Below are 14,799 nucleotides of genomic sequence, written 5' to 3' on the forward strand. Positions count from 1 at the left end.
GTTCGGGCGGTGCAGCTCCTCCGTGCCACGGGGGTCCGAGCCGCGGGGAAGGCGGCTCGGGCCGGTCGGTCGAGCCGCGGGGAAGTCGGCTCGGTCGGGGTGGGCCCGGAGGGGGTCGAGGGGTGGGGGACGTCGGGGCTCAGGAGAGGGTGGGCATCCCCTCGCTCTCCATGTCGGCGTAGCTGGCCTCCTGCTCGGCCACGTAGGCGTCCCACGTGGCGGAGTCCCAGATCTCGAACCGGGTGTCGACGCCGACCACGACCACGTCGCGGTCCAGGCCGGCGTACTCGCGCAGGCTCGCCGGGATCGTGATGCGGCCGGTCTTGTCCGGCTCGATCTCGACCATCGACCCGAAGCTCATGCGGGCCCGCATGCGGGCCGCGGCGGTGTCGGAGGGGGCCATCGCGGCGGCCGCGGCGCTCTGCTCGGAGACGCGGGCCATCGTGAGGCCGTAGATGCAGCGCTCCTGGCCCTTCTTGATCACCATGCCGTCGGCCACCTGCTCGCGGAAGCGGACGGGGAGAGCGAGCCGGCCCTTCTCGTCGAGCCGCAGCGGATAGCTGCCGACGAACACCGGATCACCTCCCCCACTGGTCCTCCCATGGCTCTGCGGGGACCCCGGACCGGGCCCTGCCTCCCCACCGCGCCACACAGTAACCCACTCGGCCCCACTCGACACCACTCGACACCATGTCGTGACCGGTCTTCCCCACTGCTCCCCGCGCAGGTCAGGGCCCCGTCGGCCCACCGGCGCACCGGGTGGGGCGCGGTGGGGGCTGCGCCCCACTCCCGCCCGCTCCGACGGTCCGCAGCGGCCGCCCCGGACCGCGTCGGGGAGAGGAGGTGGGGCTCTGCAACGAGTGCCGCTCTGCGGGACCGCCCGGGAGGCGTTCCGCGCACGTAACGTGGAGAGGTGATCGAGCGTGCGGGGTCGCCCCCGGCCACAGCACCGTCGGACCCGCGGTCGACGAGCGCCGGCGAGGAGGTCTCGTGACGGAGGTGACCCGCGCCACCGACGGGACCTCCTCCGTCGACGTCGCGGCCGAGGGTGCCCGGATCGCGGCGAACATGGCCCGCGTCGTCCACGGCAAGCCCGACGTCGTCCACCTGGCGCTGGTCGTCCTGCTGGCCGAGGGCCACCTGCTCGTCGAGGACGTGCCGGGCGTGGGCAAGACGACGCTGGCCAAGGCACTGGCCGCGTCGATCGACGCGACCGTGCGCCGCATCCAGTTCACGCCGGACCTGCTGCCCAGTGACGTGACCGGGGTGGCGATCTACGACCAGGAGAGCCGCGAGTTCGAGTTCAAGCCGGGCGCGGTGTTCGCCAACGTCGTCGTCGCGGACGAGATCAACCGGGCCTCGCCGAAGACCCAGTCGGCGCTCCTGGAGTGCATGGAGGAGCGGCAGGTCACCGTGGACGGCATCAGCTACGAGCTGGCCCGGCCCTTCCTCGTCATGGCGACCCAGAACCCGATCGAGATGGAGGGCACCTATCCCCTCCCCGAGGCCCAGCGCGACCGCTTCACCGCGCGGGTCTCCATGGGCTACCCCGACCGCGAGGCGGAGCTGGCCATGCTCGACGACCTGGTCACCTCCGACCCGCTGGCGGCGCTGACCCCGGTCGCGGACGCCGCGGGCATCCGGGCGCTGGTCACCGCGGTCGGCGGCCTGCACGTCTCCGAGGCCGTCCGCCGCTACGTGGTGGCGCTGGTCGAGGGCACCCGCCGCTCCCCCGACCTGCGGTTGGGCGCCTCCCCCCGGGCGGGCCTGCAGCTGCTCCGCACGGCCCGGGCGGCCGCGGCCCTGGCCGGCCGCGACCACGTCCTGCCCGACGACGTCCAGACCGTCGCCGTGCCGGTGCTGTCCCACCGCCTGCTGCTCACCCCCGACGCGTCGGCGGCCCGCCGCGGCGCCGAGCAGGTGGTGACCGACCTGCTGGCGACCGTCCCGGTGCCCCGCGGGCGCTGACGTGCGCGGACCGGTCTCGTCGGCCCTGGCCACCCTGACCCTGCGCGGGCGCTGCCTGGTCGCGGCGGGCCTGACGCTGCTGCTGCTCGGCATGCTGCTGGGCGAGCGCCCCCTCGTGCAGATCGCGGTCTTCGTGCTGGCCCTGCCGCTGCTGTCGGCGGCCGCCGTGGCCCGGCGCCGGTTCCGGGTGGCCTCCCGCCGCACGGTCACCCCGGCCCGGGTGGCGCGGGGTGGGGACGCCGACGTCCGGCTGGAGGTCACCAACGCCGGCCGGGGCACCGGGGGGCTGTGGCTGCTCGCCGAGACGGTGCCGGCCGAGCTGGGGCACCCCCCGGAGTTCGTCGTCGAGCGGCTGTCCCCCGGCGCGACGGCGGCCATGCACTACCGGGTGCACGGCACCCGGCGCGGCCGCTACCGGCTCGGCCCGCTGCGGCTGCGGCTGGTGGACCCCTTCGGCCTGGTGCTGCGCAGCGTCGCCGGCGCCGACAGCGCGCCGCTGGTCGTGGTGCCGCGGGTGGTGCCGCTGGGAGCCGGCGGACCGGCCGGTGGGCACGGCGGGGGCGGCTCCGGGGCCCGGCGCTCGATCGCCGTGCACGGCGAGGACGACGTCAGCACCCGCGCCTACCGCCACGGCGACGACCTGCGGAAGGTGCACTGGCGGGCCACCGCGCGCACCGGCGAGCTGATGGTGCGGCTGGAGGAACGGCCGTGGCGGGCCCAGGCCACCCTGCTGCTGGACACCCGGGCGCGCGCGCACCTGCTGGCCCGTGGTCACGCCGCCGACGTCCGGGCCGCCACCGCCGGCGACGACGCTCCCCCGCCCGACAGCCTCGAGTGGCTGGTGGAGGCCGCCGCCAGCATCGGCACCGAGCTGCTCGGCCGCGGCGCCACCCTGCGGGTGCTGACCGACTCCGCCGAGCTCGCCCCGGCCGAGCACCACCGGGGGCTGGGTCAGGGGGAGCTGCTGGACCAGCTCGCGGCGGTCACGCCGTCGCGGCTCTCCGGGCTCGGCCCGGGCATCGACCTGGTCGCCCGGGCCGCCGGAGACGGCCCGGTCATCGCCCTGCTCGGGGCGGTCGGGCCGGACGAGGCCGCCGAGCTGGTGCGCGCCCGCTCCGGGCCGACCAGCGACCTGGCCGTGCTGGCCGACATCGGCAGCTGGGCCGAGGCCGGCGTCCGGCGCGGCCGGCGGCCGGTCTCGGGGGCGGCGCGCGACGAGCTGACCCGCCAGCAGGGTGTGGCCGCCGACCTGCTCCGCGCCGGCGGGTGGCGGGTCGCCGTCGCCACCGCGGAGGAGTCGCTGGGAGCGGTGTGGGCCCAGCTGGGCCGGCCCGGCGTGGCGAGCCCCGACCGGCGGGCGGTGCCGCTGTGAACGACTCCGCCGCCCGGACCCTGGTCCAGGACGCCGGCACCACCCTGGCGGCAGCGGTCGCCACCACCCTCGGCTGCTTCGCGCTCGTGCCGGTGTTCACCGACCGGTCGTGGCTGTCGCCGGTGCTGGCCGCGGTCGCCGTGGTCGCCGCGACCGGCCTGCTCGTGCGCGGTGCCGCGACGGCGCTGTGGTCGGCGCGCGCGGGGAACCGGCCGGTACCCGCGGTGTGGATGGCCCTCGGCGGCCTGCTGGTCCCGCTCGGTCAGGTCGCCGTCCTCGCCTGTCTGCTCACCGCCCTCGTGGCGCCGGGCCAGGCCGTCGGCGGCTGGCTGCCCACCGGCGCCAGCCTCACCGACCTCACGTCGGTGCTGGCCGACGGGATGGTGGAGCTGCGGGAGCAGTCCACGCCCGCCCTGCCGCTGACCGGCCTGATGGCGTTGACCACCGTGCTCGTCGGCCTGGTCGCCGTCGTGGTGGACCTCGTGGCCGTGGGTGGCCGGCAGCCGGCGCTGGCCGGTCTCGGGCTGCTCGTCCTGTTCTGCATCCCGGTCAGCACGGTCACCGGCGGCATCGGGGCTCTGCCGGTGGCCGCGCCCGCGGCCGGCCTGGCGGTGCTGCTGTGGGCCGACCAGCACCGCCGGCTGGGCTGGCGCCCCCGGGAGGGACGGCGACCACTGCTGGGCACGGGCACGCTGACCGCGCTGCGCACCGGCGCGGTCGCCGTCGTCCTGGGTCTGGTGGTCGGCGCGCTGGTGCCGACGCTGACGGAGGGCACGTTCGCCGGCGGGATCGGCTCCGGCGGCGGGTCGACCGGGACGGCGCTGGACCCGGCCGCCGCCCTGCAGGGCCAGCTGACGCTGGACGAGCCCATCGACCTGCTGCAGGTCGACGCCTCGGTCGAGGACCCCGGCTACCTGCGGGTCGTGGCGCTGGAGGTCTACGACGGAGAGGAGGGCTGGTCGGTCGGCAACCTCGACGGCGAGGCGTCGGTGGCCGAGGACGGCGAGCTTGCCCCGCTGCCCGGGCGGCGGGCGGGGCGGCCGGTCGACGCGCTGATCACCGCCCTGGGCCACGAGGACCGCTACCTGCCGGTGCTGTACTCCCCGCAGTCGGTGTCCGTCGCCGACTCCGCCCGGTGGCGCTTCGACCCCGGTACGGCCACGGTCTTCGGCCGGGACGCGACCACGGAGGGCCGCACCTGGTCGGTGGTGGCGGAGGAGCCGCGGCCCTCCGACGAGCAGTTGGCCGAGGCACAGCAGCTGCCGCCCAACGCCCCGCTGATCCAGCGGTACACCGCGCTGCCCCCGCTGGACCCCAGCGTCACCGACCTGGTCACCTCGCTGACCGCCGGCCGGGCGGGCCCCTACGACCGGGTCCGGGCCATCTACGGCCACTTCACCGACCCGGCGAACGACTTCCAGTACTCGCTGTCGACCAGGCCGGGGACCACCGGCGACGACCTCGCCGACTTCCTGCGGCTGCGGCAGGGCTACTGCGAGCAGTACGCCGGGGCGATGGCGGTGCTGGTCCGGGCGGCGGGCGTGCCCGCGCGGGTGGTGCTCGGCTACACGCCCGGCACGGTGCAGCCCGACGGCACGCGGCTGGTCACCAGCGACGACGCGCACGCCTGGGTCGAGGCGTACTTCGACGACATCGGCTGGGTGCCGTTCGACCCGACGCCGATCGACGCCGACCGCGCCGTGGACCTGCCGTGGTCCCCGCGGGTGCAGGACCAGGAGGCCGACGCCCGCACCGACGCCCCCGTCGCCCCGCTGCCGGCGCCGGTCGTCCCGGCCCCGCAGCTCGACCCCGGCACCCAGGGCGGCCCGGTGCTGCCCGCTGCCCAGCAGACGGCGGGTTGGGTGCGGCCGCTGCTGCTGGGCGCCGCGGTGGTCCTCGGCGTCGCCGCGCTCGGCGCCGTCCCTGCCGGCCTGCGGGCCCTGCAGCGCCGGCGCAGGCTGGCCGACGGCGGGGCCGCGGCGCTGTGGGACGAGCTGTCGGCGACCGCGCTGGACCTGGGGCTGCGGGGTGATCCGGCGCAGACCCCGCGGCAGGTGGCCGACCAGCTGGCCGAGGCGGTCGGCGCGGGGCGCGGCGGCGCGCACCGGTCCGGGAGTCAGCAGCCCACCGGGGCGCCGGCCGACGCCGTCCGGCGGCTGGCCCGCGCGGAGGAGACGGCCAGCTACGCCCGCCCGGGCAGCGCCCCGCCGGCGGGTCCGGAACTGCGGGCGGCGCTGGCCACCGCGCGCCGGGGCCTGCTCGCGGGGGCGCCCCGGGGCACCCGGCTGCGCGCGCTGCTCTGGCCGCCGTCGCTGCTCGCGACCGTACGGACCGCCGTGACCCGGTCGTGGCGGCCGCCACGGGGTCGGCGGCCGCGCGCCGCGGGCTGAACCCCGGCCGGCTCAGGGCCGGCCGGTCACCTGCACGGAGAGGATCCGCTCGGTCAGCTCGGCCAGCGGCACCGTCTGCTGGAACCGGCCGCCGACGGACTGCAGACCGGCCGCGGTCACACCCGCGGCCAGCCAGTCGGGGACGGCGGCCAGCAGGTCCTCGAGGTCGAGGAACACGGGCGCCTCACCGGGGTCACCGCCGTCCCCGGCCTCGGTCTGGGCCTGCTCGGCACCGGTCCACAGCGGGACGAGGTCGTGCCCGTCGTCCCCGGTCCAGGGGACGAGCCCGTCGTCGTCGCCCCATCCCCACAACCCGCCGTGGGCGGCCATGACCTGCCACACGCGACCGGCGTCGTCGTCCTGCACGGGGTCCTCCTCGGGTCCGGGCCCGGACGCACGGCAGCCGCCGTCCGGGGAGGACGGCGGCTGCCGGGAGAGTCGCGGGCTGCTACTGGTCGTAACGGCGGCGAAACCGCTCCTCCAGCCGGTTCTTCAGCGGCTGGCGGCGGGGCTTGCCACCGCGGCTCGGCCGGCCGGGTGCCGCGCCGGCGGGACCGGCGGTGCCGCCGGTCTCGACCGCGCCGGTGGCCGATCGGTAGTTCAGGACGGCGAGGGCGAGCCCACCGAAGGCGACCAGGAACCCGAGGACGCCGAGGGGCACCGACGGCGCGACGGCGCCGCCGACGAGGACGGCCATGCCGACGAGGACCAGGAGCGCGCCGAGCTGCAGCTTGCGGCGGGCCTTGATGCGGCGATCGCCGGTGCGGACCGAGGAGGCGAACTTGGGATCGTCATCGACGAGGGCGCGCTCGATCTGCTCCAGCAGTCGCTGTTCGTGCTCGGAGAGCGGCACGTCGACCTCCATGTGGGCCTCAGCCAGAACCCGTCGGCGGAGTCCGCCGACGGTGACACCGAGGATACGAGCCCTTTGCGGGGCGCGAAAGGCGAGTCGGTCCCGACCCACCGTGATCACTCTCGCGGGTGGGGTCGGAGCCTCGGGACTTCGACGAACGAGGACCGTCCGGGGTTCCGCGCTCACCGGATCCGCTGCCCGTCCCGGGCCAGCAGCGTCGCCGGGCGCACCGCGCCGGCACCGAAGCGGCGGGCGGCCCGGTCGGCGGCCAGCTCGGCCTCCCGGCGGCCGTGCTCCCGGGCGCCCAGCTCCAGCTGCCGGGGCGCGGAGCCGGCCTCCACCAGCCGCTCGGCGCGCACCCCCACCAGCCGGATGCGGGCCCGGTCCAGCCCCAGGGCGTCGAAGAGCGCGCGGGCGGTGTCGTAGAGGTCCTGCCCCACATCGGTGGGGACGTCGAGGGTGCGGCTGCGGGTGATGGTGGCGAAGTCGGCGAACCGGACCTTGATGCTCACCGTCCGGGCCAGCCAGCCACCCGAGCGCAGCCGGCCCGCCGTCCGCTCGGCCAGCCGCAGCAGCTCCCGGTGGATGACCACGGGGTCGTCGACGTCGGTACCGAAGGTCTCCTCGTGCCCGGCGGACTTCTCCGGCTCGTCGGGCACCACCCGCCGCGGGTCGCGCCCCCACGCCAGCTCGTGCAGGGAGGTGCCGGCCGCGTGGCCGACCGCCCGCTGCAGCGTGCGGACCGGCACGTGGGCGAGGTCGCCGACGGTGCGCAGGCCCAGCCGGAGCAGCACCTCCTCGGTCTTGGCGCCCACCCCCCACAGCGCCCCGACGGGGAGCGGGTGGAGGAAGCCCATGACCTCCGGCGGGCGGACGACGAGCAGCCCGTCGGGCTTGGCGTGGGTGGAGGCCAGCTTGGCCACGAACTTGGTGCCGGCCACGCCCACCGAGCAGGTGATGCCCTGCTCGTCGTAGACCCGGGCGCGGATGTACTCCCCGATCTCCGCGGCGTCACCCAGCCGGCGCCCGGAACCGGAGACGTCGAGGAAGGCCTCGTCCGTGCTCAGCGGCTCCACCAGCGGGGTGATCGAGCGGAACAGCGCCATGACCGAGCGGGACACCTCGGTGTAGAGGGCCATGTCCCCTGGCAGCACCGTCGCCGTCGGGCACAGCCGCAGGGCCCGCGCGGTCGGCATCGCGGCGTGCACGCCGTAGCGGCGGGCCTCGTAGGTGGCCGAGGTGACCACCCCGCGGTTGCCCGCTCCCCCGACGATGACCGGGGTGCCCGCCAGCTCGGGGCGGCGGCGCACCTCGACGCTGGCGAAGAACGCGTCCATGTCGACGTGCAGCACGGTGCACCCGGCCGCACGGGTGGACGACGACCCCGGCGTGGACCCCATGACCCCTTCCCGTCCTCGAACACGTGTTCGACGGAACGGGAGGACGGTAACCCCGCCGGCGCCGTCCGGGCACCTCGGCGCCGCGTCGTTGCCGAGCTGTTGCACGACGCCCGTTGCCGCTGGTCGGAGCCGGGGTGTGGGAGCAGGATGGGCGAGGTACAGCAGCTGATGGTGGGCCACCACCCGGCGGCCCACGACCGATGTGATCGGAGACCCATGGCGCTCGACGACGATGACATGACCACCCCCGGCGCGGGCGACGGCGGCGCGGACGGCGGAGCCGACAGCGGTGCGGACGGCGGCGCCCACGGTCCCGCGGACGGCGGCGCCGGAGGTGGCTCGGACGGCGGTGCCGACGGCGGTGCCGACGGCGGCGCGGACGGCGGAGCGGACGGCGGAGCCGATGGTGGAGCCGATGGTGGCGCCGGTGACGGCGGTGCCGATGGCGGCGCGGACAGTGGCGCCGACGGCGGCGCGGACGGTCAGGCCTGACCGAGGACCCCACCACGCAGGGCCGGCCGGACTCCCGGCCGGCCCTGCGTCGGTGCACCGCTCTGGACCCCGAGGTCTTCGCCGAGCGGTACTGGTCCCGCCGGCCGCTGCTGACCAGGGCCAAGGAGAGCGGGCGCTCCTTCGCCGACCTGCTCGACCTGGCAGCGGTCGACGAACTGCTGTCCCGGCGCGGGCTGCGGACCCCGTTCCTCCGCATCGCCAAGGACGGCGCCGTCGTCGAGCCGAAGCGGTTCACGACGTCCGGGGGCGCCGGCGCCGAGATCGGTGACCAGGTCTCCTCCGACGCGGTGCTGCGGCTGTTCGCGGACGGGAGCACCGTCGTCCTGCAGGGTCTGCACCGGCTGTGGCCGCCGCTGATCGAGTTCGCCGACCAGCTCGCCGCCGACCTCGGCCACCCGACGCAGGTCAACGCCTACGTCACCCCGCCGTCCTCGCGCGGGTTCTCACCCCACTACGACGTGCACGACGTCTTCGTGCTGCAGGTGGCCGGGGAGAAGCACTGGCGGATCCACGAGCCGGTCCTGGCCGACCCGCTGCGCACCCAGCCGTGGGCGGACCGGGCCGACGCCGTGGCCGCGGCCGCGCAGGGCGAGCCGGTCATCGACGCGGTGCTGCGTCCCGGCGACGCCCTCTACCTGCCCCGCGGACACCTGCACTCGGCGACCGCACTCGGCGAGATCAGCGCGCACCTCACCATCGGCGTGCACCCGGTCACCCGCTGGTCGGCGGTGGAGTCGGCCCTGGACCTGGTGCGGGTGCTCGCGGCCGAGGACCCCGAGCTGCGCCGGTCGCTGCCCCTGGGCCTGGACCTCGCTGACCCGGCCACCGTCGCCGACGACGTCGCCACCGTGGTCGCCGGACTGAAGAGCTGGCTGGACCGGGTGGACCCCGCCGAGGTCGCCGAGCGGGTGCGCGCGCGCACGTGGGCCCAGGTGCGGCCCGAGCCGGTGGCGCCCCTCGCCCAGGCCACCGCCGCCGCGGCCCTCTCCCCCGACACCGTGCTGCGGGTCCGCCCGCGGCTGCGCTGCCAGCTGCGAGCGCCCGTCGAGGGCCGGGTCACCCTGGTCGCCGGCCGCCGCGAGCTCGAGCTGCCGGAGCAGACCCGCCCCGCGCTCGCCGCCCTGCTGGCTGCCGGCGAACTGAAGGTGGCCGACCTGCCCGGCCTCGACGCGGCCGACCAGTCCACCCTCGCCCGCCGGCTGGTGACCGAGGCGATCGCCGTCGTCCCCGGCGCCGTCGTCCCCGGCGCCGGCGTTCCCGGTGCCGGCGTTCCCGCTGCCGGCGCGGGGCACGATGGGCGGCGTGACCGCGTGCCCGGATCCGGACCGTGAGCCGGCCGGACCCCGCGGCGTGACCGGACCGGACGACTACTGCCCTCCCGTGCAGACGGCGGGCCGGCCGGCCGGCCGGATCGACGAGGACCGCTGCTCCGTGCGCGCCCTCGCGCGCGGTGACTCCGGCGTGGCCACCGCCTCCCCGGCTCAGCGCTGGCTGCTGATCGAGCAGCCGGGACCGTGGGGCGTGGACGCGCTGCGGCAGTCCCGGTTCGACCCCGACGTCGCCACCGCGCTCGCCCACCGGGCCCGGGCCGAGGAGGTGCGGGTGCTGCTGGTGCGCCGGCCCGGCGACCGGCTGGCCGACTCCCGGCGGCGGTGGGCCTACGTCGACGGCCGGCCCGGGCGGGAAGGGCTGTGGTGGTCGGTGCGCGAGTCCGACGCCGAGCTGGTCGACGCCCCGTGGGACGGCACGGCGGGCGAGCCCGCCGGTGGGCCGACCTACCTGGTGTGCGCCCACGGAGGGCACGACGCGTGCTGTGCGCTGCGCGGCCGGCCGCTGGCCCGCGCGATGCCGTCCGACGACGTCTGGGAGTGCAGCCATCTGGGCGGTGACCGGTTCGCCGCCAACGTGCTGGTGCTGCCGTACGGCTTCTACTACGGGCAGGTCCCCGGCGACGGCGCCGAGCTCGTGGCCGCCCACACCGCCGGGCGGGTCGCGCTGCCGTGGCTGCGCGGACGGGCGGGCTGCCCGCCGCCGGTGCAGGCGGCCCAGCACGCCGCCCGGGGCGCGCTCGGGCTGGACGGGGTCGACGACCTGCCGTCACGGGCGGTGCGCCGGCTGACTCCCGCGGGCGAGGCGGTCGAGCGGTGGACGGTCACCCTCGCCGGGCCGGACGGGGACGTCCTGGCCGAGGTGGAGAGCCGGCCGTCGGAGGCGGCGTACCGGCTGACCTGCCGCGCGCTCCATGACGCGCACGCCCGGACCTGGCACGTGCGGCTCACCTAGCCGAGCGCCCGCCCCCGGGCGGTGAGCAGCGGGATGGCCAGCTCGGTGGCCGTCAGCGAGCCGTGGTAGCCGATCAGCCGGCTGGGGCCGGGCTCCCGCTCGGTCGCCGTCAGCGCCCACGTGCCACGGGCCAGCGCCACGACGTCCCCGATCCGGGCGGCCAGCGCGTCGTCCACCGGCCCGAAGACGCCGCTGGCGATCGCCTCGTCCCGGCCGGCCACCCAGGCCCGGTCCCCGAGGACGGTCCGCCAGCGGTCGAGCAGGTCTGCCTCGGCGCCGGGGACGGCGTGCAGGTACCGGGCCCGCGGTTCGCCCGCCAGCAGGCGCACGCCGTCGGCGAGGTCGGGCTCGGCGTCGAGGTCGAGGCGGGTCTCGGCCGGGACGTCGAGCATCCCGTGGTCGGCGGTGACCAGGAGGGCGGCGTCCTCGGGCAGGCCGGCGACCACGGTCTCCACCAGCCGGTCGACGAGCGCCAGCTGGGCCCGCCAGCTGGCGGAGTCGACGCCGCGGACGTGCCCGGTGAGGTCGAGCTCGGCGGTGTAGCCGTAGACGAGGGTGCGCGGGCCGGCGGCCAGGGCCTGCAGCAGGACGGCGGCGAGGTCGCCGGGGCCCACCGTGCCGGCGTACCGGGCGCCACGGTAGGCGGCGTCCGTGAGCCCGCTGCCGGCGAAGGCGTACGGGGCGACGGCGGTCACCTCGACGCCCGAGGCGGCGGCCTGCTCGAAGACGCTGCGGCGCGGCTGCCACACACGGGGGTCCGGGTCGTCGGCCCACTGGACGTGGTTGAGCGTGCGGTCCTCACCGCCCGGATCCCGCTCCCCCGGCTGGATGGTGACGAAGCCGAGGACGCCGTGGCTGCCCGGCGGCAGGCCCGTGCCGAGGGTGGTGAGGCTGACCGGCGTGGTGCTCGGGCAGGGGGCGGAGAGGTCACCGACGGGGGCGGCGAGCGCGGCCAGGGTGGGCGCGAGGTCGGCGTGGGCACGGACCAGGTCGGCGCCGAGCCCGTCGACGAGGAGGACGGCGACCCGGCGGGCACCGCCCAGCGCCGCCACGAGGTCCAGCGGGTCGGCGGGCAGGTCGCCGCGCTCCACCGGGACGCCCAGGGCGGTGGCCGCTCCGGGCAGGACGTCGGCGAGGGTGGCCGTTCCGTAGGCGGGGCGGCCGAGGTCGGACGGCAGGGTCACCGACGGGTGGCCAGGACGTGCAGTCCCGCAGCGACGTCCCGGTAGGGCGAGCTCCCGGCGAGGGCCAGCTCCAGGCGGCGGACCGCGTCGGCGCCGGCGCCGGAGGAGGCGTCGAGGAGGTCGGCGACGACCGAGACGCCGCGCCAGGTGCCCGCCTCCAGGCCCGCGCCGTCGACCAGGGCGAGCAGGTCGTCGGGGGTGAAGCGCCGACGGGCCGGGCGGGCGCGGCCGGGTGCCGGGTCACGGTCCTCGAGGAGGGCGAGGGCCTCCACGGGATGACCGGAGACGGCGCGGGCGAGCACGGCACCGGCCCGGTTGGCGGTGGCGATGCTGGCCGAGCCGCCGGGGCGCAGGGCACGGGCGATCTCGCGGAGGGTGGTCGCGGGGTCGTCGACGACCTCCAGCACCGAGTGGCACAGGGCCAGGTCGTAGCTGCCCTGGTCGCCGTCGACGGCCGGGACCACCTCGTGCAGGAGGTCGCCGTCCCCCTGCACCCCGCGGACCCGCTCGCCGACCCCCGCGGTCTGGGCCCGCCGGGCGAGGGTGGCGAGGGCGTCCGCGCTGGGGTCCACGACGGTGACGTCGTGGCCGAGCCGGGCCAGCGGGACGGCGAAGTTGCCGCTCCCCCCGCCGACGTCCAGGACACGCAGGGACGTGCCCGCCCCGACGACCGGGTCGAGGGCGGCCCAGACGGCGGCCGCGCGGGCGGGGACCTGGTCCGCGGTGGAGGAGGTGGAAGCAGACGGCGGCACCCGTCGGAGCCTAGTGGCGGCTCCGACGGGGCACCGGGTCACGCGCCCGGTGACCGGGCGGCGTGCGCTGCCGGCCGGGTTCAGGCGGGCACACTGTCGGCGGCCCGCCTGATCTCGGCGACGTCGATCCGGCGCATCTGCATCATGGCCTCGGTGGCCCGCTGTGCCCGGCCGGGATCGGGGTCGCTCAGGAGGGCCAGGAGTTCGGTCGGGACCACCTGCCAGGAGACCCCGAACTTGTCCTTCAGCCAGCCGCACTGGCCCTCCTCGCCGCCGTCGGTCAGCCGGTTCCAGTAGTGGTCGGCCTCCTCCTGGTCGGCGCACATGATCTGGAAGGAGATGGCCTCGGAGAAGGTGAACTGCGGCCCGCCGTTGAGCGCCGTGTAGGACTGGCCGTCGAGCGTGAACTCGACGGTCAGGGCCGTCCCCTCCGGCATGGGCATGCCGGGGCCGTACCGGGCGATGTCGCCGATCGACGAGTTGGGGAAGATCGAGGTGTAGTGGTGGGCGGCTTCCTCGGCCTGACCGTCGAACCACAGGCAGGGAATGGTCGCGGGCATCGCTTCGTCCTCTCTCCTCCGGCAGGTGCCGGTTGCAGGGGAGACACCGCCGGCGCTCGGAACTCATCGCCGCTCCGCGCAGGGATGCTCCGGTCGGCCGGGAGCGCAGATCGTCCACCGACCCGTCCCCTCGGACGAGCGCCCCACCGAGCCCGGCGACCCGGGGATCTCAGAACGGTGGTGGGTCGTCGGCCTCGACCGGGTCGGGTGCTGGTGGTGGCGGTCCCGGTGGCGCGGCGAGGACCCGGGCGCCGCTGACCGGCAGCCGGGATGCGCGGCGGTGGGGTGGGGTGTGGCCGGGTGGTCGGGTGGTGCGGGTGACACCGCTGGGGGTAGTCACGGTCAGCACCCCATCGGGAGTCATGACATAGCGCCAGCCGCGGGCGTGGGTCTTGAGCCGGTGGTGCCGGCGGCACAGGCAGCACAGGTTCTCGCACGCCGTCGGCCCACCACAGGCGTAGGACTCGACGTGGTCGAGGTCGGCCCAGCCGGCCCGGTTGGAGCAGCCGGGATGCCGGCAGGTCCGGTCCCGGGTCTGCACCCACCGCCGCTGCGCGGGGGTGGGTTGGTAGCGGTCGATCGGCGGTGGCCGGTCCAGCACCGGGCAGCCGCAGGTGTCTGGTGTCGGGTGGTCGTCGGACGCCGCCTGCGCTGTCTCGGGTCGCCGTCGGCGGCGGCGTCTCCGGCCGGGGGGCTGGTCGTGAGTGGGGCAACCGCGGCGGGCGATGCTCTCCAGCTCCCGCCGGGACGCGGTCGCCCGCAGGGTCCCGTCCGGGTCGGTGATCGCCACCGTCAGACTGCCCCCGGTCGGAGCCTGCAGCCCGCCGGGACAGACCGCATCCAACTGGATCAGCAGCTCCCGGACGTGGGCGGCGGTGATCGGCTCGCCACCCACCACCGCCGTCGGTGCGGGCACCGGCCCCGGCCGCACCAGCACCGCACCAGGGACAGCGGCGTCGGGCCGGTCAGGCGTGGACAGCACCGCGCCACCGGCGCCGGTTCCCGTAGGGCGGAGCGCGTCCAAAGGCGCGGTGACGGTCAGCTGCGCGGACACCGGGTCGCGGTCCTCATCCCACGGCCGCAGGGTCAGGTCGGCCAGTGCACCCACCCGCAGCACCCCCAGGGGGCGGTCGTCACCGGCGGCCTTCACCGCCCGCGCATGAGCGGTGAGGGTGTCCCGCACCGCGGCGGCGAGCGGCTGCGGCATCCGCGCCACCAGCTCGGCCATCCCGTCCCCGGCCGGGCGGACGGTCACGTCCGCGGCCGCCTCCGCATCCCGCCGGCGCACCTCCGCCGCCGCGGCATCCCGGGCGGTCAGCTCCCGCCGCACCGCCGCGGTCAGCTGCCGGATCGACAGCTCCATCGCCGTCGGCAGCACCGCGGCCTCCACCTCCGCGAGCACCAGCGGATCGGTGGACCGCGCCTTCCACCCGAGCTCGTGCGCGACCGCCCGCGCCCGCGGCCAGTCCAGCCGACCGTCGGCCAGCGCCGCCCACGTGCCGGGCAGCTTCCCGACCAGCGTCA

Annotated in this window: 14 protein-coding genes; 6 read left to right on the forward strand and 8 right to left on the reverse strand. The window is 76.9% G+C overall.

What is annotated here, in order from left to right:
* Positions 1-139: 139 nt before the first annotated feature.
* Complete coding sequence (mraZ, locus tag GCU56_RS12040; RefSeq protein ID WP_163481943.1) at positions 140-574, reverse strand: division/cell wall cluster transcriptional repressor MraZ; 435 nt, start codon at positions 572-574, stop codon at positions 140-142.
* A gap of 416 nt (positions 575-990) precedes the next feature.
* Here mraZ and GCU56_RS12045 point away from each other — a divergent pair, with 416 nt between their 5' ends.
* From GCU56_RS12045 to GCU56_RS12055, 3 genes are read left to right on the forward strand one after another with little or no spacing between them, the layout of a single operon-like run.
* Complete coding sequence (locus GCU56_RS12045; RefSeq protein WP_163481944.1) at positions 991-1,968, forward strand: AAA family ATPase; 978 nt, start codon at positions 991-993, stop codon at positions 1,966-1,968.
* A 1-nt stretch (position 1,969) separates the two neighbouring features.
* Positions 1,970-3,340, forward strand: coding sequence for a DUF58 domain-containing protein (locus GCU56_RS12050; RefSeq protein WP_163481945.1), 1,371 nt, complete (start codon positions 1,970-1,972; stop codon positions 3,338-3,340).
* Positions 3,337-5,730 carry a transglutaminaseTgpA domain-containing protein gene (locus GCU56_RS12055; protein WP_163481946.1) on the forward strand — a complete coding sequence of 798 codons (2,394 nt, stop codon included), beginning with the start codon at positions 3,337-3,339 and terminating at the stop codon, positions 5,728-5,730. The genes GCU56_RS12050 and GCU56_RS12055 overlap by 4 nt, the downstream gene beginning before the upstream one ends.
* 12 nt (positions 5,731-5,742) lie before the next feature.
* Here the strand turns inward: GCU56_RS12055 and GCU56_RS12060 are convergent, their stop codons facing one another.
* The 3 genes from GCU56_RS12060 to dinB all read right to left on the reverse strand — a co-directional run bounded on the left by GCU56_RS12060 (position 5,743) and on the right by dinB (position 7,983).
* Positions 5,743-6,096 (reverse strand): DUF2750 domain-containing protein, encoded by a 354-nt coding sequence (locus GCU56_RS12060; RefSeq protein ID WP_163481947.1) that lies wholly within the window; start codon positions 6,094-6,096, stop codon positions 5,743-5,745.
* An 82-nt stretch (positions 6,097-6,178) separates the two neighbouring features.
* Complete coding sequence (locus GCU56_RS12065) at positions 6,179-6,595, reverse strand: DUF3040 domain-containing protein (RefSeq protein WP_204331898.1); 417 nt, start codon at positions 6,593-6,595, stop codon at positions 6,179-6,181.
* 170 nt (positions 6,596-6,765) lie between these two features.
* Positions 6,766-7,983 (reverse strand): DNA polymerase IV, encoded by a 1,218-nt coding sequence (gene dinB / locus GCU56_RS12070; protein ID WP_163481948.1) that lies wholly within the window; start codon positions 7,981-7,983, stop codon positions 6,766-6,768.
* 216 nt (positions 7,984-8,199) lie between these two features.
* Between dinB and GCU56_RS12075 the strand changes: the two genes are divergently transcribed.
* The 3 genes from GCU56_RS12075 to GCU56_RS12085 all read left to right on the forward strand — a co-directional run bounded on the left by GCU56_RS12075 (position 8,200) and on the right by GCU56_RS12085 (position 10,779).
* Positions 8,200-8,475 (forward strand): BatC protein, encoded by a 276-nt coding sequence (locus GCU56_RS12075; protein ID WP_163481949.1) that lies wholly within the window; start codon positions 8,200-8,202, stop codon positions 8,473-8,475.
* Between the two features lie 308 nt (positions 8,476-8,783).
* On the forward strand, positions 8,784-9,827 hold the full coding sequence (locus GCU56_RS12080; protein WP_345771797.1) for a cupin domain-containing protein: 1,044 nt from the start codon (positions 8,784-8,786) through the stop codon (positions 9,825-9,827).
* A 19-nt stretch (positions 9,828-9,846) separates the two neighbouring features.
* Entirely contained in the window at positions 9,847-10,779 is a 933-nt protein-coding gene (locus tag GCU56_RS12085; protein WP_345771798.1) for a sucrase ferredoxin, read from the forward strand.
* Here GCU56_RS12085 and GCU56_RS12090 read toward each other — a convergent pair.
* From GCU56_RS12090 to GCU56_RS12105, 4 genes are all read right to left on the reverse strand, one after another.
* Positions 10,776-11,963 (reverse strand): alkaline phosphatase family protein, encoded by a 1,188-nt coding sequence (locus GCU56_RS12090; RefSeq protein WP_163481951.1) that lies wholly within the window; start codon positions 11,961-11,963, stop codon positions 10,776-10,778. The genes GCU56_RS12085 and GCU56_RS12090 overlap by 4 nt on opposite strands.
* Positions 11,960-12,715, reverse strand: coding sequence for a methyltransferase domain-containing protein (locus tag GCU56_RS12095; protein WP_163481952.1), 756 nt, complete (start codon positions 12,713-12,715; stop codon positions 11,960-11,962). Before GCU56_RS12095 ends, GCU56_RS12090 begins: the two co-directional genes overlap by 4 nt.
* A gap of 80 nt (positions 12,716-12,795) precedes the next feature.
* Positions 12,796-13,275 carry a VOC family protein gene (locus GCU56_RS12100; RefSeq protein WP_163481953.1) on the reverse strand — a complete coding sequence of 160 codons (480 nt, stop codon included), beginning with the start codon at positions 13,273-13,275 and terminating at the stop codon, positions 12,796-12,798.
* A 169-nt stretch (positions 13,276-13,444) separates the two neighbouring features.
* On the reverse strand, positions 13,445-14,799 hold a 1,355-nt coding region (locus GCU56_RS12105; protein ID WP_163481954.1), incomplete at its 5' end, for an HNH endonuclease signature motif containing protein.

Origin of the sequence: Geodermatophilus sabuli, from assembly GCF_010686765.1 — a bacterium.
GTDB classification, from domain to species: domain Bacteria; phylum Actinomycetota; class Actinomycetes; order Mycobacteriales; family Geodermatophilaceae; genus Geodermatophilus; species Geodermatophilus sabuli_A.